20 protein-coding genes and 1 pseudogene are annotated in these 21,841 nt (G+C 61.6%); 9 read left to right on the top strand and 12 right to left on the bottom strand.

The window, feature by feature from the left end; translation table 11 throughout:
• Positions 1–132: 132 nt before the first annotated feature.
• Positions 133–333 carry a hypothetical protein gene (locus P3C29_RS28550; RefSeq protein ID WP_177046462.1) on the bottom strand — a complete coding sequence of 67 codons (201 nt, stop codon included), beginning with the start codon at positions 331–333 and terminating at the stop codon, positions 133–135.
• A gap of 303 nt (positions 334–636) precedes the next feature.
• Between P3C29_RS28550 and P3C29_RS28545 the strand changes: the two genes are divergently transcribed.
• On the top strand, positions 637–921 hold the full coding sequence (locus tag P3C29_RS28545; RefSeq protein WP_010176819.1) for a DUF3509 domain-containing protein: 285 nt from the start codon (positions 637–639) through the stop codon (positions 919–921).
• Positions 922–1,092: 171 nt separating this feature from the next.
• Here P3C29_RS28545 and P3C29_RS28540 read toward each other — a convergent pair whose 3' ends face one another.
• Entirely contained in the window at positions 1,093–1,971 is an 879-nt protein-coding gene (locus P3C29_RS28540; RefSeq protein WP_201121610.1) for a TIGR02285 family protein, read from the bottom strand.
• Positions 1,971–3,170 (bottom strand): CaiB/BaiF CoA-transferase family protein, encoded by a 1,200-nt coding sequence (locus P3C29_RS28535; protein ID WP_275966032.1) that lies wholly within the window; start codon positions 3,168–3,170, stop codon positions 1,971–1,973. The genes P3C29_RS28540 and P3C29_RS28535 overlap by 1 nt, the downstream gene beginning before the upstream one ends.
• 148 nt (positions 3,171–3,318) lie before the next feature.
• Between P3C29_RS28535 and P3C29_RS28530 the strand changes: the two genes are divergently transcribed.
• From P3C29_RS28530 to P3C29_RS28505, 6 genes are all read left to right on the top strand, one after another.
• Positions 3,319–3,861 carry a YaeQ family protein gene (locus P3C29_RS28530; protein WP_003209567.1) on the top strand — a complete coding sequence of 181 codons (543 nt, stop codon included), beginning with the start codon at positions 3,319–3,321 and terminating at the stop codon, positions 3,859–3,861.
• 203 nt (positions 3,862–4,064) lie between these two features.
• Positions 4,065–5,774 (top strand): single-stranded-DNA-specific exonuclease RecJ, encoded by a 1,710-nt coding sequence (gene recJ, locus P3C29_RS28525; RefSeq protein WP_177046946.1) that lies wholly within the window; start codon positions 4,065–4,067, stop codon positions 5,772–5,774.
• A gap of 151 nt (positions 5,775–5,925) precedes the next feature.
• A complete protein-coding gene (locus P3C29_RS28520; protein ID WP_275966031.1) occupies positions 5,926–7,032 on the top strand; it encodes an NADH:flavin oxidoreductase/NADH oxidase in 1,107 nt (368 codons plus the stop codon).
• Positions 7,033–7,114: 82 nt separating this feature from the next.
• Entirely contained in the window at positions 7,115–7,615 is a 501-nt protein-coding gene (locus tag P3C29_RS28515) for an ATP-binding protein (protein WP_010176814.1), read from the top strand.
• Positions 7,599–8,135: a GNAT family N-acetyltransferase gene (locus P3C29_RS28510; RefSeq protein ID WP_201121607.1), complete on the top strand. Its 537-nt coding sequence runs from the start codon at positions 7,599–7,601 to the stop codon at positions 8,133–8,135. Before P3C29_RS28515 ends, P3C29_RS28510 begins: the two co-directional genes overlap by 17 nt.
• 201 nt (positions 8,136–8,336) lie before the next feature.
• The gene (locus P3C29_RS28505) at positions 8,337–8,522 is read left to right on the top strand and encodes a hypothetical protein (protein WP_029616165.1); all 186 of its coding nucleotides are present in this window, start codon (positions 8,337–8,339) and stop codon (positions 8,520–8,522) included.
• Between the two features lie 45 nt (positions 8,523–8,567).
• On the opposite strand, the gene P3C29_RS28500 is transcribed toward P3C29_RS28505, so the two are convergent.
• The 9 genes from P3C29_RS28500 to P3C29_RS28460 form a co-directional block, all read right to left on the bottom strand.
• Positions 8,568–10,193 (bottom strand): glucan biosynthesis protein D, encoded by a 1,626-nt coding sequence (locus tag P3C29_RS28500; RefSeq protein WP_010176811.1) that lies wholly within the window; start codon positions 10,191–10,193, stop codon positions 8,568–8,570.
• Between the two features lie 384 nt (positions 10,194–10,577).
• Positions 10,578–12,440 (bottom strand): NAD(P)/FAD-dependent oxidoreductase, encoded by a 1,863-nt coding sequence (locus P3C29_RS28495; protein WP_275966030.1) that lies wholly within the window; start codon positions 12,438–12,440, stop codon positions 10,578–10,580.
• Between the two features lie 91 nt (positions 12,441–12,531).
• A complete protein-coding gene (locus P3C29_RS28490; protein WP_275966029.1) occupies positions 12,532–13,956 on the bottom strand; it encodes a gamma-aminobutyraldehyde dehydrogenase in 1,425 nt (474 codons plus the stop codon).
• Positions 13,957–13,977: 21 nt separating this feature from the next.
• Positions 13,978–14,787: an ABC transporter permease gene (locus P3C29_RS28485; RefSeq protein ID WP_003209553.1), complete on the bottom strand. Its 810-nt coding sequence runs from the start codon at positions 14,785–14,787 to the stop codon at positions 13,978–13,980.
• Positions 14,777–15,706 (bottom strand): ABC transporter permease, encoded by a 930-nt coding sequence (locus P3C29_RS28480; RefSeq protein ID WP_003209552.1) that lies wholly within the window; start codon positions 15,704–15,706, stop codon positions 14,777–14,779. Before P3C29_RS28480 ends, P3C29_RS28485 begins: the two co-directional genes overlap by 11 nt.
• Before the next feature lies 1 nt (position 15,707).
• Positions 15,708–16,742: an ABC transporter ATP-binding protein gene (locus P3C29_RS28475; protein WP_169387200.1), complete on the bottom strand. Its 1,035-nt coding sequence runs from the start codon at positions 16,740–16,742 to the stop codon at positions 15,708–15,710.
• Positions 16,743–16,921: 179 nt separating this feature from the next.
• Positions 16,922–18,073, bottom strand: a complete 1,152-nt coding sequence (gene ydcS, locus P3C29_RS28470) for a putative ABC transporter substrate-binding protein YdcS (protein ID WP_177046930.1) — start codon at positions 18,071–18,073, stop codon at positions 16,922–16,924.
• A gap of 72 nt (positions 18,074–18,145) precedes the next feature.
• Positions 18,146–19,603 (bottom strand): gamma-aminobutyraldehyde dehydrogenase, encoded by a 1,458-nt coding sequence (locus P3C29_RS28465; RefSeq protein ID WP_275966028.1) that lies wholly within the window; start codon positions 19,601–19,603, stop codon positions 18,146–18,148.
• 133 nt (positions 19,604–19,736) lie between these two features.
• Entirely contained in the window at positions 19,737–20,648 is a 912-nt protein-coding gene (locus P3C29_RS28460; protein WP_003209548.1) for a LysR family transcriptional regulator, read from the bottom strand.
• Between the two features lie 168 nt (positions 20,649–20,816).
• Here P3C29_RS28460 and P3C29_RS28455 point away from each other — a divergent pair, with 168 nt between their 5' ends.
• Both P3C29_RS28455 and P3C29_RS28450 read left to right on the top strand, forming a co-directional pair.
• Positions 20,817–21,530: a tellurite resistance TerB family protein gene (locus tag P3C29_RS28455; RefSeq protein WP_275966027.1), complete on the top strand. Its 714-nt coding sequence runs from the start codon at positions 20,817–20,819 to the stop codon at positions 21,528–21,530.
• A 157-nt stretch (positions 21,531–21,687) separates the two neighbouring features.
• Positions 21,688–21,813 (top strand): annotated as a pseudogene (locus P3C29_RS28450) (IS481 family transposase); the annotation flags it as partial.
• Positions 21,814–21,841 lie beyond the last annotated feature (28 nt).

Below are 21,841 nucleotides of genomic sequence, written 5' to 3'. Positions count from 1 at the left end.
TTCGGGGATTCTAGCCTGTTAACGCGGGAGATGAATTGGCGGTACGGTTTTACAGTTATGCAAAAACGCCGCCTTCCCTTCCTTGGGACAACGGCGCTTTTCGTTTCAGGCAGGCCCGGCTGGCGCGATGGTTTACGCCAGTAGTTTGTGCGCCAGGGCCATTATGGTGCCGATAGCGGTAAACATGCCGAGGACGATGCCCATGGGGTACCAGAAATTTTCGCGGGTGATCTTGTGCGCTTCAGCGTTGAGTTTGCGTTGCTCTGCATAGATGCGTGATATGTCGGCGTGAATCTTTTCCAATGCAGCCTGCTCTTGGTTGTGTTCCAGCATCGTCTTCATCCTTCGAAAGTTAGGGGCCTTTTGAGCTTCACTATTGCCTGCATGACAGCGTGACCAGCACCCACCGAGTATAGGATTCACCCTCGGCATCAGCGCCAAAACAGCGGCCCATTGAGTAAGCAGTTATGTGCCGCCGTTTTTTGCTTGTCATGTTGCAAGCGCATGCTGGACACGTCATCCCCGGCAACCCTTGAAAGACGAAAAAGCGAACTTTCCTACGAGACAAATAGTCACTTAGGATAGATGCAGCTCCCGTTTACACGATTGTTCCCGAACTATTGAGTGGTGATCGAGATGGAAAGTATCAGCCTATTGCTCGGTGAAGCACTGAGCCCTTACCAGGTCACGCTGACCACCTCGGGTGTGCAGGGCGAATGCCTTGTGACCGTAAAGAATCCAGCCGGTGCGATTGTGGTCGAACGCGAAGTCGACCAGGCCCAATTGACCGATAAGCGTGCGTTGGTGGATGTGGTGGACTGTTTGCACCGCGACCTGATGATTGCCGAAGGACGCCTGGAACCCTCGGTCATAGCGGCCTTGCGCAATGCGGCCCTGACCCGGCCCATTGTCTGCGCATGAAGATTTATTTTTGTTGGGAACCTTCCTACGGCAAGGTGAGTCAGATTTTGTAACAGCGAGATCAAGCATTGTGCTCCGGTGCTTGTCGCTCGTTGTTACTGGTCTTTGTAGGCCCTTATTAACCCCGAGTTGTCTCCCCACTGCTCGGGGTTTCTTTTTGCCTGCGATTTGTCATGGGGCGGGGACATCCTGGAAAAACGTCGGGTTGCCGTTGAGGTATTGCTCACGCATGACCGGGTCGAGCCATGAGGCGTAGGACTGTCGCAGTTGCTCCTGCGGGATCTCGCGCAGCACCTGGTTGATCCGCTCGATGGCCTCGCGGCCCGCCGGGGTGTCAGTGCAGGCAATCCGGGTCAGTTGATAGGGCGGGGTGCCTTTGATGGGGTAGAAGACCAGGTCCTGTGGATCGATGCCCTGTTGCAATGCTTGATAGCGAACTTCGGTCCAGTAACCCAGTACCGCCTCCAGCCGACCCTTTCGTTGCATCTGCAGCAGGCTGCCGAGGGCATCATTGCCGTAGTGCGGTGCCAGCTTGTGGGCACTGGCGTGCTTCAGCGCTTCATCGATGATGGCGCCATAGCTGCGTTCGGCGATGACGCCAAGGCGCGCATCCCGGGCACTCAAAAACGCCTCCAGGTCAAACAGGCCACCCTCTACAAACGGCGCCAGCGCCGCCCGCTGACTCTGGCGGATCGTCACGCCATTGCTCACAGTCGCAAAGGCCTGGGCGGAAAACACAATGGTTTTCGCGCGTTCTGCGGTCCACAACAGGGACGGGTCGCAGGTCAGTGTGCTCGGGTCGCGGAGCATTTGCATGCCGCGCGCACGGTTCACGTGGAGGATCTGGTGCCGATACTCCGGCATGTGCTCGGCGAGTATCGGCAGCAGTTGGTCGAGGGCACCCTGGCCTTTTTGCGGGCCCTCGAAAATCGTCACCGGCGGCAGGTCACGCAATAGCCAGATCAAGGTGTCGTCGGCGTGGCTCGACAGCGGCCACCCCCCGAGCAATGAACCGAGGACGCAGAGTCGAATGATGAAGCGCCGGGCCATCAGATCGCGCCATCCTCGCGCAGGCGCGTAATGGCGGCCGTGTCGTAGCCCAGTTCGTTGAGCAGCACGCTGTTGTGCTCACCCAACTGCGGGCCGACCCACTCACAACTGCCCGGCGTGTCCGACAGTTTGGGCACGATGCCCGGCATCTTGAAGTCCTTGCCGCCGGGGAGCTGCGCCTTGAGGAACATCTCGCGGGCGAGAAACTGCGGGTCTCCCAACATGTCTTCGGCGCTGTAGATGCGGCTGGCGGGCACTTCGGCCTTGTTCAATTGTTCGACCACCTGCTCCAGCGGCAGCGAATTGACCCAGCGATCAATCACCCCATACAACTCATCTCGACGGCTGTCGCGGCCATCGTTGCTGGCCAGGGCCGGGTCGTTGGCCAGGTCGTCCCGACCAATGGCCGACATGAAGCGCTTGAAGATCGCATCGCCATTGGCGCCGATCTGCACATGTTTGCCATCGGCGCTGGTGTGGATCGAGGAGGGCGTGATGCCGGGCATGATGTTACCGGTGCGCTCGCGGATAAAGCCGAAAACGTCGAACTCCGGGATCATGCTCTCCATCATCGCGAAGATCGCCTCATACAGCGCCACATCCACGACCTGGCCGAGCCCGCCATTCACTTCGCGATGACGCAAGGCCATCAGCGCCCCAATTACCGCCCACAACGCCGCGATCGAGTCGCCAATGGAAATCCCGGTGCGCACCGGAGGGCGGTCCTCGAAACCGGTGATGTAGCGCAGGCCGCCCATCGACTCGCCCACCGCGCCAAACCCGGGCTGATCCTTCATCGGCCCGGTCTGGCCAAAACCCGAGAGGCGCACCATCACCAGTTTCGGGTTCAGGGCATGCAAGGTTTCCCAGCCCAGGCCGAGCTTTTCCAGCACGCCAGGGCGAAAATTCTCGATCAGGATGTCTGCATCCGCCAACAGCTGCTTGAGGATCGCCAGGCCGTCCGGGTGTTTCAGGTTCAGGGTCAGGGATTTTTTGTTGCGCGCCTGCACAAACCACCACAGCGAGGTGCCCTCGTACAGCTTGCGCCACTTGCGCAACGGGTCGCCGCCGTCCGGGGATTCGACCTTGACCACCTCGGCGCCGAACTCGGCGCAGATGCGGGACGCGAACGGGCCGGCAATCAGGGTGCCGAGTTCGATGACTTTCAGGCCGGCAAGCGGTTTGGCGGTAAACGACATGAGGATCCTTTCAGGCGTGGTACGGGGATGTGATGCCTTTTAACATAGGCGAGTGGCGCAGTGATAAGGATGATGCAGCGCAGGATTCGTTGAATCACCTCGCCATCGGTTAGACTTGCCGCCTTTCCCTGTCTCTAGAAGTCCGTTCATGGCCCAGCCGTCCACGACCTACAAGTTTGAACTCAACCTCACCGACCTTGACCGTTCGGTGTACGAGAGCGTCAAGCAGACCATTGCCCGCCATCCTTCGGAAACCGAAGAGCGCATGACCGTGCGTTTGCTGGCCTACGCCCTTTTCTACAACGAGCAGTTGTCTTTTGGTCGTGGCCTGTCAGATGTAGACGAGCCGGCATTGTGGGAAAAAAGCCTGGATGATCGCGTCCTGCACTGGATCGAAGTCGGCCAGCCGGACGCAGATCGCCTGACCTGGTGTTCGCGCCGCACCGAACGCACCACCTTGCTGGCCTACGGCAGCTTGCGCGTCTGGGAAGGCAAAGTGGTGCCGGTGGCGAAAAACCTGAAAAACGTGAGCATCGCCGCCGTACCCCAGGAAATCCTGGAAGTCCTGGCCAAGGACATGCCACGGGTGATCAAGTGGGACGTGATGATCAGCGAAGGCACGATCTTCGTGACCGATGACCGTGGCCAGCACGAAGTCCAGCTGGAGTGGCTGGCTGGCGAGCGCGGCTGAAACGTCGATAACTGATTGGACGCTGGTCGAGTGTGGGAGCTGTCGAGCTTTGGCGAGGCTGCGATGCAGGCGCTGCGGTCTGACAGGTACACCGAGGTGACCCTATCGCAGCCTCGCCGGGGCTCGACAGCTCCCACAAGGGATCACCGCTGTTTTCAGCATTAATTTTCAACGCTGTATTAAAGAGAAGCTTCCGTCACCCCATGCGTATCGATCCTCGCCCGTTGCCCGCCGTCTTGCCATTTCTCGGTGAATTGCCACCGTTGTTGACCCGTCTCTACGCCGCACGCGGGGTGCAATCGGAAGCCGAGCTGGATAAAAGCCTGGCGCGGCTGATCCCGTATCAGCAGCTCAAGGGTATCGATGCCGCCGTGGACCTGCTGGTGACGGCCCTGGAACAGCGCCAGCGGATCCTGATCGTGGGGGACTTCGACGCCGACGGCGCCACCGCCAGCACCGTGGGCACCCTGGGCCTGCGCCTGCTGGGAGCTGCACACGTCGACTACCTGGTGCCCAACCGTTTCGAATACGGCTACGGCCTGACCCCGGAAATCGTCGCCGTGGCGTTGCAGCGCCAGCCCCAGCTGCTGATTACTGTGGACAATGGCATCTCCAGCGTCGAAGGCGTGGCAGCGGCGAAAGCGGCGGGGCTCAAGGTGCTGGTCACCGACCACCACTTGCCGGGCGACGAACTGCCGGCGGCCGACGCCATCGTCAACCCGAACCAGCCGGGCTGTGAATTCCCCAGCAAGGCCTTGGCGGGTGTGGGCGTGATCTTCTACGTGCTGATGGCCCTGCGCGCGCGCTTGCGCAGTTTGGGTTGGTACGAGAACAAGCCGCAGCCGAACATCGGCGAACTGCTGGACCTGGTGGCCCTGGGCAGCGTCGCCGACGTGGTCCCGCTGGACGCCAACAACCGCATCCTGGTCTACCAGGGCCTGGAACGCATTCGCGCCGGTCGCGCCCGGCCGGGGATCAAGGCGATCCTCGAAGTGGCCAAGCGCGATCACGCTCGCATTACCTCCACCGACCTCGGTTTTATCCTCGGCCCGCGCCTGAACGCCGCCGGTCGCCTGGATGACATGAGCCTGGGCATCGAATGCCTGCTCACCACGGATTTTGCCGCCGCCCGGGAAATGGCCGCGCAGCTGGACGGCATGAACCAGGACCGCAAATCCATCGAACAAGGCATGCAGCGCGAGGCCCTGGCCCAGCTCAAGGACTTGCCGGTGGAATCGATGCCGTATGGCTTGTGCCTGTTCGACCCGGAATGGCACCAGGGCGTCATCGGCATCCTCGCCTCGCGGATGAAAGAGCGCTACTTCCGCCCGACCATCGCCTTTGCCGATGCCGGTGACGGCCTGCTCAAGGGCTCCGGGCGTTCCGTGCCGGGCTTTCATATCCGTGACGCACTGGCCGTGGTGGCCAGCCAGCATCCGACCCTGATCGCCAAGTACGGCGGCCACGCCATGGCCGCGGGCCTTACCTTGCCCGAGGCCAACTTCCCACTGTTCGCCGAGGCGTTTGACGCCGAAGTGCGTCGGCAACTGCGCGAAGAAGACCTGACGGGCCGACTGCTGTCCGATGGCACCCTGGCGGTTGAAGAGTTTCACCTGGAACTGGCCCGCGCCCTGCGCAATGCCGGGCCGTGGGGGCAGCACTTCCCCGAGCCGTTGTTTCATGGGGTGTTCCAGTTGGTCGAGCAGCGCGTTGTCGGCGAGCGGCACCTGAAAGTGGTGCTCAAGAGCGAGTGTGGTTCGGTGAAACTGGATGGCATCGCGTTTGGTATCGACCGTGAAATCTGGCCCAACCCGACCATTCGCTGGGTGGAACTGGCCTACAAGCTCGACGTGAACGAGTTCCGGGGCCAGGAAACCGTGCAATTGATGATTGCCCACATCGAGCCGCGCTGAACCCTGTGCAATCCTCTGTTGTCGACTAGTCTCTAAGCACTGTGTGATCGGTCTTGTGACCTTGTCTTATTTCAGCCCGCCGGGGACGGGTTTTTCGTCGACCTTTCAAACAGAACCCTGGAGCCTGCCCACTGCATAAAAGAGGTGCCCCATGAGTCTGCTGCTTGAACCCTATACCCTGCGCCAACTGACCCTGCTCAACCGCATTGCCGTGTCGCCGATGTGCCAGTATTCCAGTGCCGATGGCCTGGCCAATGACTGGCACCTGGTGCACCTCGGCAGCCGTGCCGTCGGCGGCGCCGGGCTGATTTTTACCGAAGCCACCGCTGTCACTGCCGATGGCCGCATCACCGCCCAGGACCTGGGCCTGTGGAACGACGAACAGATCGAACCCCTGCAACGCATCACGCGCTTTATCAACGCCCAGGGCGCGGTGGCGGGTATTCAACTGGCCCACGCCGGGCGCAAGGCCAGTACGCACCGGCCGTGGATTGGCAAGCACGGCAGCGTCAAGCCGGAAGACGGCGGCTGGGTGCCGGTGGGCCCATCGCCGATTGCCTTTGACCCGCAGCACACCTCGCCCAGGCAACTGGATGAAGGGCAGATTCAGCAAGTGATCGCTGACTTTGTCGCCGCCGCCAAGCGCGCGTTGACCGCCGGTTTCAAAGTGGTGGAAATCCACGCCGCCCATGGCTACCTGTTGCATCAATTTCTCTCGCCCCTGAGCAATCAGCGCCAGGACCAGTACGGCGGCTCGTTCGAAAACCGCATCCGCCTGGTGCTGCAAGTGACCAAGGCGGTGCGCGAAACCTGGCCGCAGGACCTGCCCCTGTTTGTGCGGGTGTCGGCCACCGATTGGGTCGAAGACGGCTGGAACCCGGATGAAACCGTCGAACTGGCCCGCCGCCTGAAAGACCTGGGCGTGGACCTGATCGACGTCTCTTCCGGTGGCACCGCCGCCAATGCGGAAATTCCGACCGGCCCCGGTTACCAGACCCGCTTCGCCGAGCGTGTGCGCAAGGAGTCGGGCATCGCCACCGGCACCGTGGGCATGATTACCGAGCCCGCCCAGGCCGAGCACATTCTGCGCACCTGCCAGGCCGATATCATTTTCCTGGCCCGTGAACTGCTGCGTGATCCGTACTGGCCGCTGCATGCGGATGACGACCTGGGTGGTCGCAAGGCGACCTGGCCGGCGCAGTACCAGCGCGCAACCCATCGGGACCAGCCGATTCATGAGTCGGATCTGCGGGATTGATCGGTACAGGAATCGTGGTAAACATGAAAACCCGCCCTTGAACCGGCGGGTTTTTTTATTGGCTTCAACCCTGGAGAAACCCATGTTGCACCTGATCTGCGGCAAAATCGCGTCCGGCAAGTCGACCCTGACCCAGCAGTTGTCGCAGGCCCCACAGGCGGTATTGATCAGCGAAGATGAGTGGCTGTCGCGCCTTTATCCCGGGCAGATCAACGCCCTTGGCGACTATGTACGCTGCACCGGCCAGCTGCGCGATGCGTTGACGGCGCATATCATTTCGTTGCTCAAGGCCGGTATCTCGGTGGTGCTGGATTTTCCCGCCAACACCTTGGCCAGTCGCCGTTGGATGCGTTCGTTGTTCGAGGGCGCGGGCGCTGACCACCAATTGCATTACCTGGACGTGCCGGATGAGGTCTGCAAGGCACGCCTGCGTGCGCGTAACGCCGCCGGCACCCACGCGTTCGAAACCAGCGACGCCCAGTTCGACCTGATCACGGGCTATTTCGAAGCGCCAACGCCTGCTGAAGGCTTCAATCTTGTTCACTATCAGCCATCGGAAACACAGCATGTTGATCAAGCGTGATCTCGCCGAAAAGGACCTGCCGCTGCTGGCGCTGATTGACCGCACCGAACGGGTCGAGGCGTGCTATCGGGTGGAACACGGCGAGTTGCTGCTGTACCCCGAGTTCCACGACATGCGCGGCTGGCCCGAGGGTGAGGCCGAGCAGGACGCTGTGGCCCTGCATGCATGCCTCAAGCGCGGTGGTTGGCTGCACGGGGTGTTCGACGGTGAAAGGCTGCTGGCCGCCGTGGTGGTGGACAACCGGGTTATCCACACTCAGGGCCTGCCGATGCGCCAGCTCAAATTCCTGCATGTGAGCCACGGCGCCCGTGGCCTGGGCCTGGGCGGCCAGCTGTTTGCCATGGCTTGTGAGCACGCCCGCGCAGCCGGCGCCGAGGCGTTATATGTATCGGCCACGGAGTCACGTAACACGGTGGAGTTCTATCTCCGGCACGGTTGCCGGCTGCTCAAACAGCCGGACCCCGAGCTGTATCAACAGGAACCGCACGACATCCATTTGTATCGCCCGCTTGTGGGATAGCGCTGTAGGTCATTGCCCCGTAAGCGTTTTTTTCAAGTGATTACTCTAAAAAGCCTCACGCCCGGCAAGATAGTTTCTACGCTTACGGTAAGTCTGATCTCTGGCCCAGGAAGTCAGTCGGTTGATCCTCGCAAGCATTGCGTGTCGAGGGATGAGGTGATGGGCAATCAGGAGCAGTCGATTGATACGAGGAGACAGTCCATGGCCAAGTCTTGTGGTGTTGCGGGTGTTGTGTCGTCTTTTCTGGCCCGCAGGATGTCGTTGCGTGGCAAACGCTTGAGTTCGGACGAGGAGCAATTGCTGGAACAGTACCGTGCCCTCACCGAGAGTGATCAGGTGGCGATGCGGTACTTGATCGGGGCGATGAAGAGTATTTCTCGGTTCTGAAAGCGCCGAAGGGACGTTCCCACGCACGCGTGGGAACGTTCGGTATCAGGTGTACTTGCGCTTGTCTGGCGCAGGTGGGAAGTACTGGTACAGCCAGGTTTCACTCAAGGTACGGTCCTGGGTGCGGATGAACAGTCGCAGCTCAACCGGCTCCACACTGTCGCTGGTCGGGTACCAATCAAACAGGATCCGATAACCCTTGATGGCATCCAGCACCAATACGCTGAAGTCCTTGACCTCACCGTGGGAGCAGGTCACCACCGGTTCGATCCCGGTGCCTTCAGGCAAACGATCCAGCCCGCCGCCGTTGAAGTCCACGGCAAAGCGTCGCGCCCACACCTGCGGGTAATGCTCGCCCGGTGCCCAGCCTTCGGTGAAGCCGCCCATGCCCGAACGGGTAGCGTTAACCTGCGCCAGCGGCGTGCTGACCGGCGGCAGGGCGCTCCAGTAGAGCTTGTAGCCGTAGTTCAGGGATTCACCGGCCGCCACGGGCTTTTTCGGGGTCCAGAAGGCCACGATGTTGTCCAGGGTCTCGCCGGTTGTAGGAATTTCCAGCAGGTCGATCGAGCCTTCGCCCCACGCAGTTGTAGGTTCTACCCACAGGCTCGGGCGCTTGCTGTACCAGTCGACCGTGTCCTGGTAGCTGGCGAACTCATGGTCGGTCTGCACCAGGCCGAAGCCTTTCGGGTCGGTGTCGGCAAAGGCGTTGAATTGCAGGGTGGCCGGGTTGTTCAGCGGGCGGCAGATCCACTCGCCGTTGCCGCGCCACATGGCCAGGCGGTCCGAGTCGTGGATTTGCGGGTGGATGGTGTCGCACATCCGCCGTTCATGGGTGCCGCAGCTGAACATGCTGGTCATCGGTGCAATGCCCAGCTGTTCGATGGCGGTACGCGCGTTGATATGGGCGTCGATCGCCATCACCACCTGGTTGGCCTGGCAGTCGATGTCGAAGCGGTAGGCACCGGTGGCGCTCGGCGAGTCCAGCAGGGCGTAGACCACGAAGCGGGTGCTGTCCTTGTCCGGGGTTTCGAACCAGAACTTGGTGAAGTCCGGGAACTCCTCGCGCTTTTTCGCGTAGGTGTCGATGGCCAGGCCGCGTGCGGAAAGGCCGTACTGGCCAGTGGAATCCACCGCCCGGAAGTAGCTGGCGCCGAGGAAGGACAGCACGTCGTGGCGGTCCAGTTCCGGGGCCTTGAACAGCTTGAAGCCGGAGAAACCCAGGTCGCCGGTCAGCTGTTTGGTGTCCACCGTGGTTTTTTCATAGTTGAACAGCGAAGGGCGGAAGTGCACTTCGCGGGCCTGGCGGGTTTTCGGGTCGACGCTGTACATGCGCACCGGCGTCTTGAAACCCATGCCGACGTGGAAGAATTGCACGTCCAACTGGCCGTTCAGCTCCTTCCACAGGGAATGCTTGCCGTCGTAGCCGATGGCATTGAAATTCTGCGGGGTCATGGTCGCCAGGGTAGGCGGCAATACCTGCTTGGTGTCCTGGTAGCGATTGCTGGCCAGTTGCTTGGCCTGGATCTTCAGCGCCTCGAAATCGAAGGCCTGGGCCTCACCATCGGCGGCGCGATTGCCCGCCCAGGCTTGGGCGGCCAGCAGGCCACTGGCCGACAGACCGGTGTAAGCCGCAATGGCCATGGACGCTTTGAGCAAATTCCTGCGGTGCATAAATACAACCTGTCGTGAACAATCCCGCGCCGTTCCTGGCACGTGCTGGATCAAGAAAAACGGTTCGGACATGCCTTCGGCCAAACGCAACGGACATTAAACAGATGCCAAATAGCTTAAGCGGTTCGGTGCGGAAGGAAAAATGATTGATGGCGGGTTGATGGCGTTGCATATGAAACAAGACGTTTCTACACAACGCTGGTGTCTGTGAAGATGGGATTTTCTGTGGCGAGGGGGCTTGTCCCCCGTTGGGCTGCGCAGCGGCCCCATTAAAGCCACCGCCCTTTCCAGGCAGGAATTCAAGTCAGCTTTTGGGGCTGCTACGCAGCCCAACGGGGGACAAGCCCCCTCGCCACAAAAGCCCTTCTGCTTGAAGAGCAGGGGTCAACCCACTTCACCTACCGCCCGATACGCCTCATCAATCGCCGCATGGGCATACGCACTCCACGCCGCGTCCGAGTTGGCGATGCTCACATGCCCCAGCGGTTTGCGCGCCAGGTCCTTCAGCTTTTCGCTTTCATCGGCATCGTCAAACAAGCTGTTGGAGAAGGTCGCATAGCCGTGTGACCAACGGTTGACAGTGATCGCCAGAATATCGGTCTGGTGGTTGAAACCGCCCGGGCCGAGCATGCGTTGCAGTTGATCCCGCAATTGCGCTTCCAGTTGTTCAAACGTCTGCCCATACAGCTTGCCCCGCCCGGCGCGGGCCTGGTCGCGGCCGCTCATGCCGCTGTTGGGGCTGGTGGGCACGTACACCATGTGCAGGCCAATCGGCTGCGTCGGGTCACGCGGGTGCTCGTAGCCGCCCATGCTCACCGGGTAGTCGAGCTTGATCCGGCTGTAGGGCTGGGTGGCCGCGTAGATCTCATGCACCCCCAGCTTCTGGAACGACGTCCAGTTGCGCACCACCACTTTGGTGTAAACCAGTGGGTACTTCACGTTCTGGCTCAGGGCTTGGGCCTGCTGCTCCGGCAGGTCCCGCAGCAGGTACGGGATCATCATGTTGTAGCAGGCCAGGATGCAGCGCTTGCCACGCACCTGTGCGAGTTGGCCGCCACGGCTGTAGCCGATGTGCACGCCGTCAGCGACGTTACGCACACTCACCGCCGTGCTGTTCAAGCGCACCCGCACCGGCGTCTTGGGTTGATCGAGCTTGGCGTAGTCAAACGGCGCCAGCACGATGTCTTCCATGGTGTGCCCGGGCGCCACGGCCGGAATCAGGCTGCGCACCAGCAGCCGCGCCAGCGACGCGTTGCCGTCGGGGAAGTGGTAGATGTAGGGCTCTTCCATTTCTGCCGCGGCTTCTTCGCTGATGGGCGCGAGGTTCATTCCGGCGAAGCCCGGGAAACCCACGCTGTAGGCATCGGCCGAAGCCACGGCATCGATGCTCAAGGCCATGAAGTCGTTGGTGCGGCTCTGGAAGTACTTCACCGCGCCTTCCGATAATCCCACGTCCTTGAGCAGGAAATCGCGGTAGCTGGTGGCGGCCAGGTAGTCGGCCTTTTCCTCGGCGGTCTTGCCCGGCAAGTAATCCTTGGGGGCGACATGCAGGGCAATCAAAGCCTCGCGATCAGCGTGCGGCAGCGGGAAGTCATTGATGAAGTCGCTGATGGAGCGCGCATGCAATTGGTCCGGGGCGATGTCGTCGGCGACCATCGGCGTCGGGTCGCCGGTGACCAGTTTGTCTTCGCCGAAGTTTTCCTTGTCGAAGAACACCCCGCGTGACAGGCCAAGGCCTGGGTAGAACTGACGGTCGAACGCGGTCTCGAAGCGCTTGATGTTCACCCCGAGTTTCTTCAACAGTCCGTTTACTTCTTTGCTGTAAAGATGATTCGGCGACTGGAACGCTTCGCTGCCGCCGTAGCCGATGATCATCCGGCCACCGGCCTGGAATTCATTGCGCTTGGCGTGGCCGCCGAAGTCGTCGTGGTTTTCCAGGATCAGGATCTTTGCCTTCGGGTGCTTCTCACGGTAGAACCACGCCGCCGACAAACCGCTCAGGCCACCGCCGACCACCACCAGGTCATAGTCCTCGGTGATCGGCAATTTGTCGGTGTCGAACACCTTCTTTTCCCAGCCCATCTGGTGGGCGATTTCGAACGAACCGACATGGCTGCCACGCAAGCCGGTGAGGGCGGGCGGGTAGTAGCGGCCATCGGGAGCGGCCTGGAGGAGTTGCAGTGGCGTCATGCCGGCGGCAATAGTGATGGCGACGCCGTTGAGGAAGTCGCGGCGGGTGATGTCCATGGGAACCTGCGAATTATTTATTGTTATGAGGAGATCCCCTGTGGGAGCGGGCCGTTGTGGCGAGGGAGCTCGCTTCGACAGGGGTTATGGGTCAGTGCTTGAACATCACATGGCGAACGGTGGTGTAGTCCTCCAGGCCATACATGGACATGTCCTTGCCATAGCCGGACAGTTTCTGACCGCCATGAGGCATTTCGCTGACCAGCATGAAGTGGGTATTCACCCAGGTGCAGCCGTACTGCAAACGCGCCGCCAGGCGGTGGGCGCGGCCGACATCGGCGGTCCACACCGACGACGCCAGGCCGTAGTCCGAATCATTGGCCCAGCCCAATACCTGGGCCTCGTCATTAAACCTGGTCACCGACACCACTGGCCCGAACACCTCGCGGCGCACGATCTCGTCGTCCTGTTGCGCGTCGGCCAACACCGTCGGCTCAAAGAAGAACCCGTTGCCTTCCACGGCCTTGCCGCCGGTGATCAGGCGGATGTGAGATTGCGCCACGGCACGCTCCACAAACCCGGCCACACGGTCGCGATGCTGCGCGGTAATCAGCGGTCCCAACTCGGTGGCAGGGTCATCCTGCAAACCGTATTTGATGCTGGCCACCGCCGCGCCGAGCTTCTCGACGAACGCGTCGTAGATATCGGCCTGTGCATAAATCCGGCACGCCGCCGTGCAGTCCTGGCCCGCGTTGTAGAAGCCGAAGGTGCGAATGCCTTCCACGGCCGCGTCGATATCGGCGTCGTTGAAGATGATCACCGGTGCCTTGCCGCCCAGTTCCATGTGCATGCGTTTGACGCTGTCGGCGGTGCTGGAAATGATATTGGCACCGGTGGCAATCGAACCCGTCAGCGAGACCATGCGCACTTTCGGGTGATTCACCAGCGGGCTGCCCACGGACGGCCCGCGGCCAAACACCAGGTTGAGCACACCGGCCGGGAAAATTTCAGCGGCCAGCTCCACCAAACGCAACGCGGTCAGCGGGGTTTGTTCCGACGGCTTGAGCACCACGGTATTACCGGCGGCGAGGGCGGGGGCGATTTTCCAGGCGACCATCATCAGCGGGTAGTTCCACGGCGCGATGGAGGCGATCACGCCCACCGGGTCGCGGCGGATCATCGAGGTGTGGCCCGGCAGGTATTCACCGCCGGCCGAACCGCTCATGCAGCGGCTGGCACCGGCGAAGAAACGGAACACGTCGGCCACCGCCGGGATCTCGTCGTTCAGCGCGGCGCTGTAGGGCTTGCCGCAGTTGTCCGACTCGAGCTTGGCCAGTTCTTCGCCGTGGGCTTCGATGGCGTCGGCCAGTTTGAGCAGCAGCAACGAGCGGTCTTTGGGCGGGGTCTGGGACCAGCCTTCAAACGCGCTGTCGGCGGCGCGCACGGCGGCGTCGACCTGGGCTTCGCTGGCTTCCTTGATCTCTACCAGTACCCGGCCCAGTGCGGGGTTGAACACCGGCTGCGCCGGGCCTTCGCCTTCGACCAGTTGGCCGTTGATCAGCAGTTTGGTTTGCATGTTCGTGTCCTCTTCAAACAATTATTTACCGCCACTACCGGCCACGCTTTCGCCGCCGCGGGTCAGGTAATAGGCACCCAGAATCGGGAACATCGTCACGATCATCACCAGCATCGCCACCACGTTGGTCACCGGCACATCCCGTGGCCGGCTCAACTGGTTGAGCAGCCACAGCGGCAAGGTGCGCTCGTGGCCGGCGGTGAAGGTGGTGACGATGATTTCGTCGAACGACAGCGCAAACGCCAGCATGCCGCCGGCCAGCAACGCCGAGCCGAGGTTGGGCATGATGATGTAGCGGAAGGTCTGCCAGCCGTCGGCCCCGAGGTCCATCGAGGCTTCGATCAGGCTGTGGGAAGTGCGGCGCAAACGGGCGATCACGTTGTTGTAGACGATCACCACGCAGAAGGTCGCGTGGCCGACGATGATGGTGAACATCCCCGGCTCGATGCCCAGCGTCTTGAAGGTCGCGAGCAGCGCGATACCGGTGATGATCCCCGGCAGTGCAATCGGCAGGATCAGCATCAGCGAGATGCCTTGCTTGCCGAAGAACTCCCGGCGATACAACGCCGCCGACGCCAGGGTGCCGAGCACCATCGCAATCAGCGTGGCGATGGCCGCGATTTGCAGCGACAGCTTGATCGCTTCCAGCACGTCCGGCCGCGAGAAGGCCACGCTGAACCACTTCAGGGTGAAGCCCTGGGGTGGAAAGCTGAACGCCGCTTCTTCGGTGTTGAAGGCGTAGAGGAAGATGATCAGGATCGGGAAGTGCAGGAAAACCAACCCACCCCAGGCCGCGATTTTTAAGCTCAGTGAGGCTTTTTCAGAGTGCATCGAAGGCCCCCAGGCGTTTGACGATGGACAGGTAAACCGCGATCAGCACGATCGGCACCAGGGTGAACGCTGCGGCCATGGGCATGTTGCCGATGGCGCCTTGTTGCGCGTACACCATGCCGCCGACGAAGTAACCCGGCGGGCCCACCAGTTGCGGCACGATGAAGTCGCCCAGGGTCAGCGAGAACGTGAAGATCGAACCTGCTGCAATCCCCGGCACCGACAGCGGCAGAATCACTTGCATGAAGGTCTGGCGCGGCTTGGCGCCGAGGTCTGCCGAGGCTTGCAGCAACGACGGCGGCAAACGCTCCAGCGAGGCCTGGATCGGCAAAATCATGAACGGCAGCCAGATGTACACAAACACCATGAACCGCCCCAAATGCGAGGTGCTCAAGGTGCTGCCGCCCACGCCGGGAATGCCCATGATGAATTGCAACGCCGGCTCCAGGCCCAGGTGCTGCACGAACCACTGCGCCACGCCGCCCTTGGCCAGCAGCAAGGTCCAGGCGTAGGCCTTGACGATGTAGCTGGCCCACATCGGCATCATCACGGCGATGTAGAAAAACGCCTTGGTCTTGCCCGTGGTGTAGCGCGCCATGTAGTAGGCGATGGGGAACGCGACGATGGCACTGGCGATGGACACCACGACCGCCATGCTCAAGGTGCGCACGATGATGTCGAAGTTCGACGGCTGGAACAGCGCGGCAAAGTTGGCCAGGGTCAGGTCCGGCGTGACCGCCATGGTGAAGTCGTCAAAGGTATAGAACCCTTGCCACAGCAGGGTCAGCAACGAACCCAGGTAGATTGCGCCGAACCAGATCAGCGGCGGCACCAGCAGCAGCGACAGGTACAGGTTGGGCTTCTTGTACAGCAGGTTGGAAAACCTGCGCATCGGGGGTTGGGACAGGGCCAGGCTCATGTCACACCTCGCCTGCGATGTCGGTCAACGGCGTCATGGCTTCCCGCGCCCAGCGCGCGGTGATGGACTGGCCGACCTGATGCCCGGCGGTGGTGTCCAGCCATTGGTTGTTGGCCTGGCTGATGTTCAGGGCCTGGCCGTTTTCCAGTTTCAGTTCATAGCGGGTGGCGCTGCCCTGATACTGGATATCGTGCAGCAGGCCGCTGACTTCCACTTCACCGCTGCCCAGCGGGCCTTCGGCGAAACGCACATGTTCCGGGCGGATCGAGAATGGCTGCGGGCTGCCGCTCAAGCGTTGCGCCAGTTCGCCGCGAATCACGTTGGAGGTGCCGACGAATTCCGCGACGAAGGTGGTGGCGGGCTTCATGTACAGGTTGCGCGGGGTGTCGACCTGTTCGATGCGGCCCTTGTTGAACACGGCCACGCGGTCGGACATCGACAGCGCTTCGGTCTGGTCGTGGGTCACGAAAATGAAGGTGATGCCGAGCTGGCGTTGCAGCTTCTTCAGCTCGCTTTGCATCTGTTCGCGCAGCTTCAGGTCGAGGGCGCCCAAGGGCTCATCGAGCAGCAGCACACGAGGGCGATTGACCAGTGCGCGAGCCAGGGCCACGCGTTGACGCTGGCCGCCGGAGAGTTGCACCGGCTTGCGGTCGCCGTAGCCGCCGAGGGCAACCATGCCCAGGGCTTCTTCGGCGCGGTTGAGCCGTTCGGTCTTGGCCACGCCTTTGACTTTCAGGCCGTAGGCCACGTTGTCCCGCACGTTCATGTGGGGGAACAGCGCGTAGTCCTGGAACACGGTGTTCACGTCGCGCTGATACGGTGGCAGGCCGGCGGCTTCTTCGCCGTGAATACGGATGGAGCCGGCACTCGGTTGTTCGAAACCGGCGATCAGGCGCAGGCACGTGGTTTTGCCCGAGCCGGAAGGGCCGAGCATGGAAAAGAACTCGCCGTCCTGGATATCGATGGAAACCCGGTCAACGGCTTTCACTTCGCCGAACTGACGGGAAACGTGGGTGAATTGGACTGCAAGCGTCATGGTGCGGTGCTCCAAAAAGGTACGGGTCGTCGCAGCGGCCCGGCCTGGACTTCTGAAAAATCTATCAATAGCGGTGAGAACCCTTGTAGGAGCCGGCTTGCCGGCGATGGCGGCCTTGAATACTGCAAAGAACTCAAGGGCCTCATCGCCGGCAAGCCGGCTCCTGCAGGAAGGCGGTGTCAGCGGCCGCCCATGATCGCGATGTAATCCTGGGTCCAGCGGCTGTACGGCACGAACTTGCCGCCTTCAGCCTGCGGGGTTTTCCAGAAGGCGATCTTCTCGAACTGGTCGAAGCCGTTGGTCTTGCAACCCTCTGCGCCCAGCAGTTCGCTTTCCTTGCACGCAGCAGGCACCGCCGGCAGCGAGCCGAACCACGAGGCCACATCACCCTGGACCTTCGGCTGCAGCGACCAATCCATCCACTTGTAGGCACAGTTCGGGTGCTTGGCATCGGTGTGCAGCATGGTGGTATCCGCCCAGCCGGTGGCGCCTTCCTTTGGAATGGTCGAGGCAATCGGCTGCTTCTCGTTCACCAGGCCGTTGACCTGATACGGCCAGGCGCTGGAGGCCACCACGCCTTCGTTCTTGAAGTCACTCATTTGCACGGTGGTGTCGTGCCAGTAGCGGTGGATCAACGGTTGCTGGGCGCGCAACAGGTCGAGCACGGCCTTGTATTGGGTTTCGGTCAGCTCGTACGGGCTCTGGATGCCCAGTTCCGGCTTGGTCGCCTTGAGGTACAGCGCCGCGTCGGCGATGTAGATCGGGCCGTCATACGCCTGCACACGGCCTTTGTTGGGCTTGCCGTCGGGCAGGTTCTGCGCATCGAACACCACGTTCCAGCTGGTAGGCGCGGTCTTGAACACGTTGGTGTTGTACATCAACACGTTCGGGCCCCACTGGTACGGCGTGCCGTACGTCTGCTGGCCGACCACGTACCACGGCGCATCCTTGAGGCGCGGGTCGATGTTCTTCCAGTTGGGAATCAGCGAGGTGTTGATCGGCTGCACACGCTTGCCGCCGATCAGCCGCAACGAGGCATCGCCCGACGCGGTGACCAGGTCGTAGCCGCCCTTGGCCATCAAGCTCACCATCTCGTCGGAGGTGGCGGCGGTCTTGACGTTGACCTTGCAGCCGGTCTCTTTCTCGAAACCGGTGACCCAGTCGTAGTTCTTGTCGCTTTCGCCACGTTCGATATAGCCGGGCCAGGCGACGATATCCAGTTGGCCTTCACCGGCACCCACCGCCTTGAGCGGTTCGGCGGCCTGGATGCTGACACTGGCCAGCAGCGCGGTGGTCAGGGCACTGAGCAGTGCGGTCTTGTGCGCAGACATGGGGGTTCCCTCTTCTTTAATTATGGTCGGGGCAGTTTTTGCAGCAGGTGGTGCATGAGCGTAGTTGTTGTTTTAAAGATGCTGGCCGTGGCGCGCCATGATGTGCCGCACCACGCTGTAGTCCTGTAGCGAATCGCTGGACAGATCTTTCCCATACCCCGAGCGCTTCAAGCCGCCGTGGGGCATTTCGCTGACCAGCATGAAATGGCTGTTGATCCAGGTGCAGCCGTACTGCAGGCGCGACGCTACCTGCATGGCCTTGTCCAGGTTCTGGGTCCAGACGGAGGAGGCCAGGCCGTATTCCGAGTCGTTGGCCCAGTCGACGGCCTGTTCCAGCTCGTCGAAGCGGGTCACGGTGACCACGGGGCCGAACACTTCGCGCTGCACGATTTCATCATTCTGTTTACAACCGGCCAGCAACGTTGGCTGATAGAAGAAGCCGGCACCGGAGTGCACGGCGGCGCCGGTGATGCGTTCAATATGCGGCTGGCCGAGGGCGCGCTCGACAAAACTGGCCACGCGGTCGCGCTGGCGCGTGCTGATCAGCGGGCCGAGTTCGTTGTCGGCATCGCGCTTGCCGGCAAACCGCAGGCTGCTGACGGCGGCGCCGAGGTCGGCCACCAATTTGTCGTGGATGCCGGCCTGGGCGTAGATGCGGCACGCGGCGGTGCAGTCCTGGCCGGCGTTGTAATAACCGTAGGCGCGCACGCCTTCGACCACCGCTTGCAGGTCGGCGTCGTTGCACACGATCACCGGGGCTTTGCCGCCCAATTCAAGGTGAGTGCGCTTAAGCGTCTTGGAGGCGGCCTGGAGGATTTTCTGCCCGGTAACGATATCGCCGGTCAACGACACCATGCGCACTTTCGGGTGGCTGACCAAATGGCTGCCGACGCCTTCGCCGCCGCCACACAGAATGTTGATCACCCCGCGCGGCAACAGTTGGTTCAGTGCGGGCGCCAGGGCCAGGATCGACAGCGGCGTATGTTCCGACGGCTTGAACACCAGGGTATTACCGGCGGCCAGGGCCGGGGCGATTTTCCAGGCGGCCATCATCAGCGGGTAGTTCCATGGCGCGATCGAGGCGACCACGCCAATCGGATCGCGGCGCACCATGCTGGTGTAGCCCGGCAGGTATTCGCCGCTCAGTTGCCCGGTCTGGCAGCGCACGGCGCCGGCGAAGAAGCGGAACACATCGACGGTGGCGCTCAAGTCATCCTGGCGCGCGAGGTGCAACGGCTTGCCGCAGTTCAGCGATTCCAGGCGGGCGAGGTAGTCGGCTTGTTTTTCGATGGCATCGGCGATGCCCAGGAGAATGTTCGAACGCTGCTGGGGCGTGGTCCGCGACCAGCCGGCAAAGGCGCGGTGGGCGGCGAGAATCGCAGCTTCAACCTGCTCGGTGCTGGCTTCGGCGATATGGGTGAGGATTTCACCGGTGGCCGGGTTGATGATCGGCTCGACAAACCCCTGGCCCGGGACCAGTTCGCCGTCGATCAGCAACGCAGTGAGCAGCGGTGTGGGCGCGCCAGACATTTTTCGCGATCTCTTTTCTTGTGTGGTCATGGCTGTTCTCGTGCGAGGCGCCTGACCTTCTCTTAGGGGATGAGCAGAGACTAGAGGTCAGGCGCGAGGTCAACAAATACTAAATACTGAAAGCAGCATTCGATTAAATAGATGGCTTGCGCGGGTGCGGCTGTTCGCGGGCTACCGTCAGGAACGGGTCCACCAGCGCCGGGCGCGCCGTGCCCCGGCGCCAGGCCAGGCCCACGTCGAGGGTTTGGCTGAGGTCGGCAATCGGTCGGGCCTCGATGATGTCGCCTTCCAGGGACCAGGGGCGGTAGGTCATGTCTGGCTGGATCGACACGCCCAGGCCGGCGGCGACCAGGCTTCGCACGGCTTCCGTCGACGCGGTACGCAATGTGACGCGGGGTTGTAGCCCTGCGCCGGTCCACATGCGCTGGGCGTTGTGGCCCATTTCATCGACGTTCAACTGAATCAGCGGCTCGCGCGCCACGTCGGCGAGGTTGATGCTGTCGTGTTCCAGCAGCGGGTGCTGGGCCGGCAGCCACAGGCGGTGGGGTGAGTGGGTCAGCACTTCGGTTTGCAGGGCGTGACGGTCTTCGAGGTTGGAGAGGATCAACACGCCGACGTCGATTTCACCGCTGACCAGCAAGTGTTCGATGTAGGGGCGCTCGTCTTCCATCACGCGGATTTCCACATTGGGGTAGGCGCGCTGGAAGCGGGTGAGCAAATCCGCCAGGTAATAGCCGGCCACCAGGCTGGTTACGCCGATGATCAGTTGCCCGGCGACCTGGTCGGTGCTCTGTTGCAGGCTGCGCTTGGCGTTGTCGACGGTGGCGAGGATCAGGTGGGCCTGGCGCAGGAACTGGTGGCCCTGGTGAGTCAGGGTCATGCCCTTGGCGTGGCGGTTGAACAGGTTGACGCCGATTTCCTGTTCCAGTTGCTGGATTGCCAGGGTCAGGGTGGACTGGGAGATGAAGGCGGTCTGGGCGGCGGCGGAGATCGAGCCGGTCTCGGCCACGGCGATGAAGTGACGGATCTGACGCAAGGTCATCATGCTGGAATTACCAGTGGGGTGTTTTTATAGATTTGTTCGAGTGTATATCGTTTTAATTGAGGGGTAAGCGCGTTACATCTGGAAGCACTCTAGATCGGGGGTTTTTGGCACTTAGTTTTACGCTGGGGGCCTATTGGTCCTGTGAATCTGAGTTTCTGGAGGCTGTGAATGAATACCCGTGGATTGCTTGATCAACTGCTCAAATCCGGCCAGGACATGCTGCAGAACAAGGCTGGTGGGCAGCGTAAAGGTGAGGACAAAGGTGCCCTCGGTGGCTTGCTCGGTAGCGGCGGGCTGGGCAGTTTGCTCGGTGGTGCGGGTGGGGGTGCCCTGGCAGCCGGCGCTATGGGGATTTTGTTGGGGAACAAGAAAGCTCGCCAGTTTGGTGGCAAGGCGCTGACCTACGGCGGGTTGGCTGCGTTGGGCGTGATTGCCTACAAGGCCTATGGCAATTGGCAGGCGCAGCAGGCCAGTGCGCCCCGGGGTGAGCCGCAGACTATTGATCGCTTGCCGGCCGCTCAGGTTGAGTTGCATAGCCAGGCGATTCTCAAGGCGCTGGTGGCGGCGGCCAAGGCGGATGGGCATGTGGATGAACGCGAGCGTGAGTTGATCGAAGGGGAGTTTGTGAAGCTGGACAACGACCGCGAGTTGCAGCAATGGCTGCATGCCGAGCTGAACAAGCCTCTGGATCCGGCAGATGTGGCTCGGGCGGCCAGTACGCCGGAGATGGCGGCCGAGATGTATATCGCCAGTGTGATGTTGGTGGATGAGGAGAACTTCATGGAGAAGTCTTATCTCGATGAGTTGGCGCGGCAGCTTAAGTTGGAGCCGGGGTTGAAGGCTGAGCTTGAGAAACAGGTGCGGCAGGTGGTGGCTGGTTGATTGTGTACATATCCGTTTCTTTGGTAACGGCTGCTTAGGGTTCCGCTCTTACAGCGGGTCACTTTGCAAAAGCGTGTACGGACCGGACACATGGTTGACGGGTGTGCGGGGACATGGTGGACACTTTTCGGCGAGCTAACTTCGCCGGAAAACCATCATGCCCTGGAATACGAGAGACGCCATGAGCCTGAAAAAAGAGTTCGTTGCCTTTGCCCGGCAGCCCGGCAGCAATAAACGAGAACTGTGTCGACGGTTCGGTATCAGCCCCCAAACCGCATACAAGTGAGTGGCTCGAGCGCTACGAAGAACAA

This window comes from Pseudomonas sp. 1912-s, from assembly GCF_029269205.1.
GTDB lineage: Bacteria > Pseudomonadota > Gammaproteobacteria > Pseudomonadales > Pseudomonadaceae > Aquipseudomonas.
The sequence above is the reverse complement of the archived record's forward strand: the minus strand, read 5'-3'. Positions and strand labels throughout refer to the sequence as shown.

Coding starts and splice junctions, on each gene's coding strand:
- P3C29_RS28550 (WP_177046462.1), bottom strand. CDS start 333: ATGCTGGAACACAACCAAGAGCAGGCTGCATTGGAAAAGATTCACGCC.
- P3C29_RS28545 (WP_010176819.1), top strand. CDS start 637: ATGGAAAGTATCAGCCTATTGCTCGGTGAAGCACTGAGCCCTTACCAG.
- P3C29_RS28540 (WP_201121610.1), bottom strand. CDS start 1,971: ATGGCCCGGCGCTTCATCATTCGACTCTGCGTCCTCGGTTCATTGCTC.
- P3C29_RS28535 (WP_275966032.1), bottom strand. CDS start 3,170: ATGTCGTTTACCGCCAAACCGCTTGCCGGCCTGAAAGTCATCGAACTC.
- P3C29_RS28530 (WP_003209567.1), top strand. CDS start 3,319: ATGGCCCAGCCGTCCACGACCTACAAGTTTGAACTCAACCTCACCGAC.
- recJ (WP_177046946.1), top strand. CDS start 4,065: ATGCGTATCGATCCTCGCCCGTTGCCCGCCGTCTTGCCATTTCTCGGT.
- P3C29_RS28520 (WP_275966031.1), top strand. CDS start 5,926: ATGAGTCTGCTGCTTGAACCCTATACCCTGCGCCAACTGACCCTGCTC.
- P3C29_RS28515 (WP_010176814.1), top strand. CDS start 7,115: ATGTTGCACCTGATCTGCGGCAAAATCGCGTCCGGCAAGTCGACCCTG.
- P3C29_RS28510 (WP_201121607.1), top strand. CDS start 7,599: ATGTTGATCAAGCGTGATCTCGCCGAAAAGGACCTGCCGCTGCTGGCG.
- P3C29_RS28505 (WP_029616165.1), top strand. CDS start 8,337: ATGGCCAAGTCTTGTGGTGTTGCGGGTGTTGTGTCGTCTTTTCTGGCC.
- P3C29_RS28500 (WP_010176811.1), bottom strand. CDS start 10,193: ATGCACCGCAGGAATTTGCTCAAAGCGTCCATGGCCATTGCGGCTTAC.
- P3C29_RS28495 (WP_275966030.1), bottom strand. CDS start 12,440: ATGGACATCACCCGCCGCGACTTCCTCAACGGCGTCGCCATCACTATT.
- P3C29_RS28490 (WP_275966029.1), bottom strand. CDS start 13,956: ATGCAAACCAAACTGCTGATCAACGGCCAACTGGTCGAAGGCGAAGGC.
- P3C29_RS28485 (WP_003209553.1), bottom strand. CDS start 14,787: ATGCACTCTGAAAAAGCCTCACTGAGCTTAAAAATCGCGGCCTGGGGT.
- P3C29_RS28480 (WP_003209552.1), bottom strand. CDS start 15,706: ATGAGCCTGGCCCTGTCCCAACCCCCGATGCGCAGGTTTTCCAACCTG.
- P3C29_RS28475 (WP_169387200.1), bottom strand. CDS start 16,742: ATGACGCTTGCAGTCCAATTCACCCACGTTTCCCGTCAGTTCGGCGAA.
- ydcS (WP_177046930.1), bottom strand. CDS start 18,073: ATGTCTGCGCACAAGACCGCACTGCTCAGTGCCCTGACCACCGCGCTG.
- P3C29_RS28465 (WP_275966028.1), bottom strand. CDS start 19,603: ATGTCTGGCGCGCCCACACCGCTGCTCACTGCGTTGCTGATCGACGGC.
- P3C29_RS28460 (WP_003209548.1), bottom strand. CDS start 20,648: ATGATGACCTTGCGTCAGATCCGTCACTTCATCGCCGTGGCCGAGACC.
- P3C29_RS28455 (WP_275966027.1), top strand. CDS start 20,817: ATGAATACCCGTGGATTGCTTGATCAACTGCTCAAATCCGGCCAGGAC.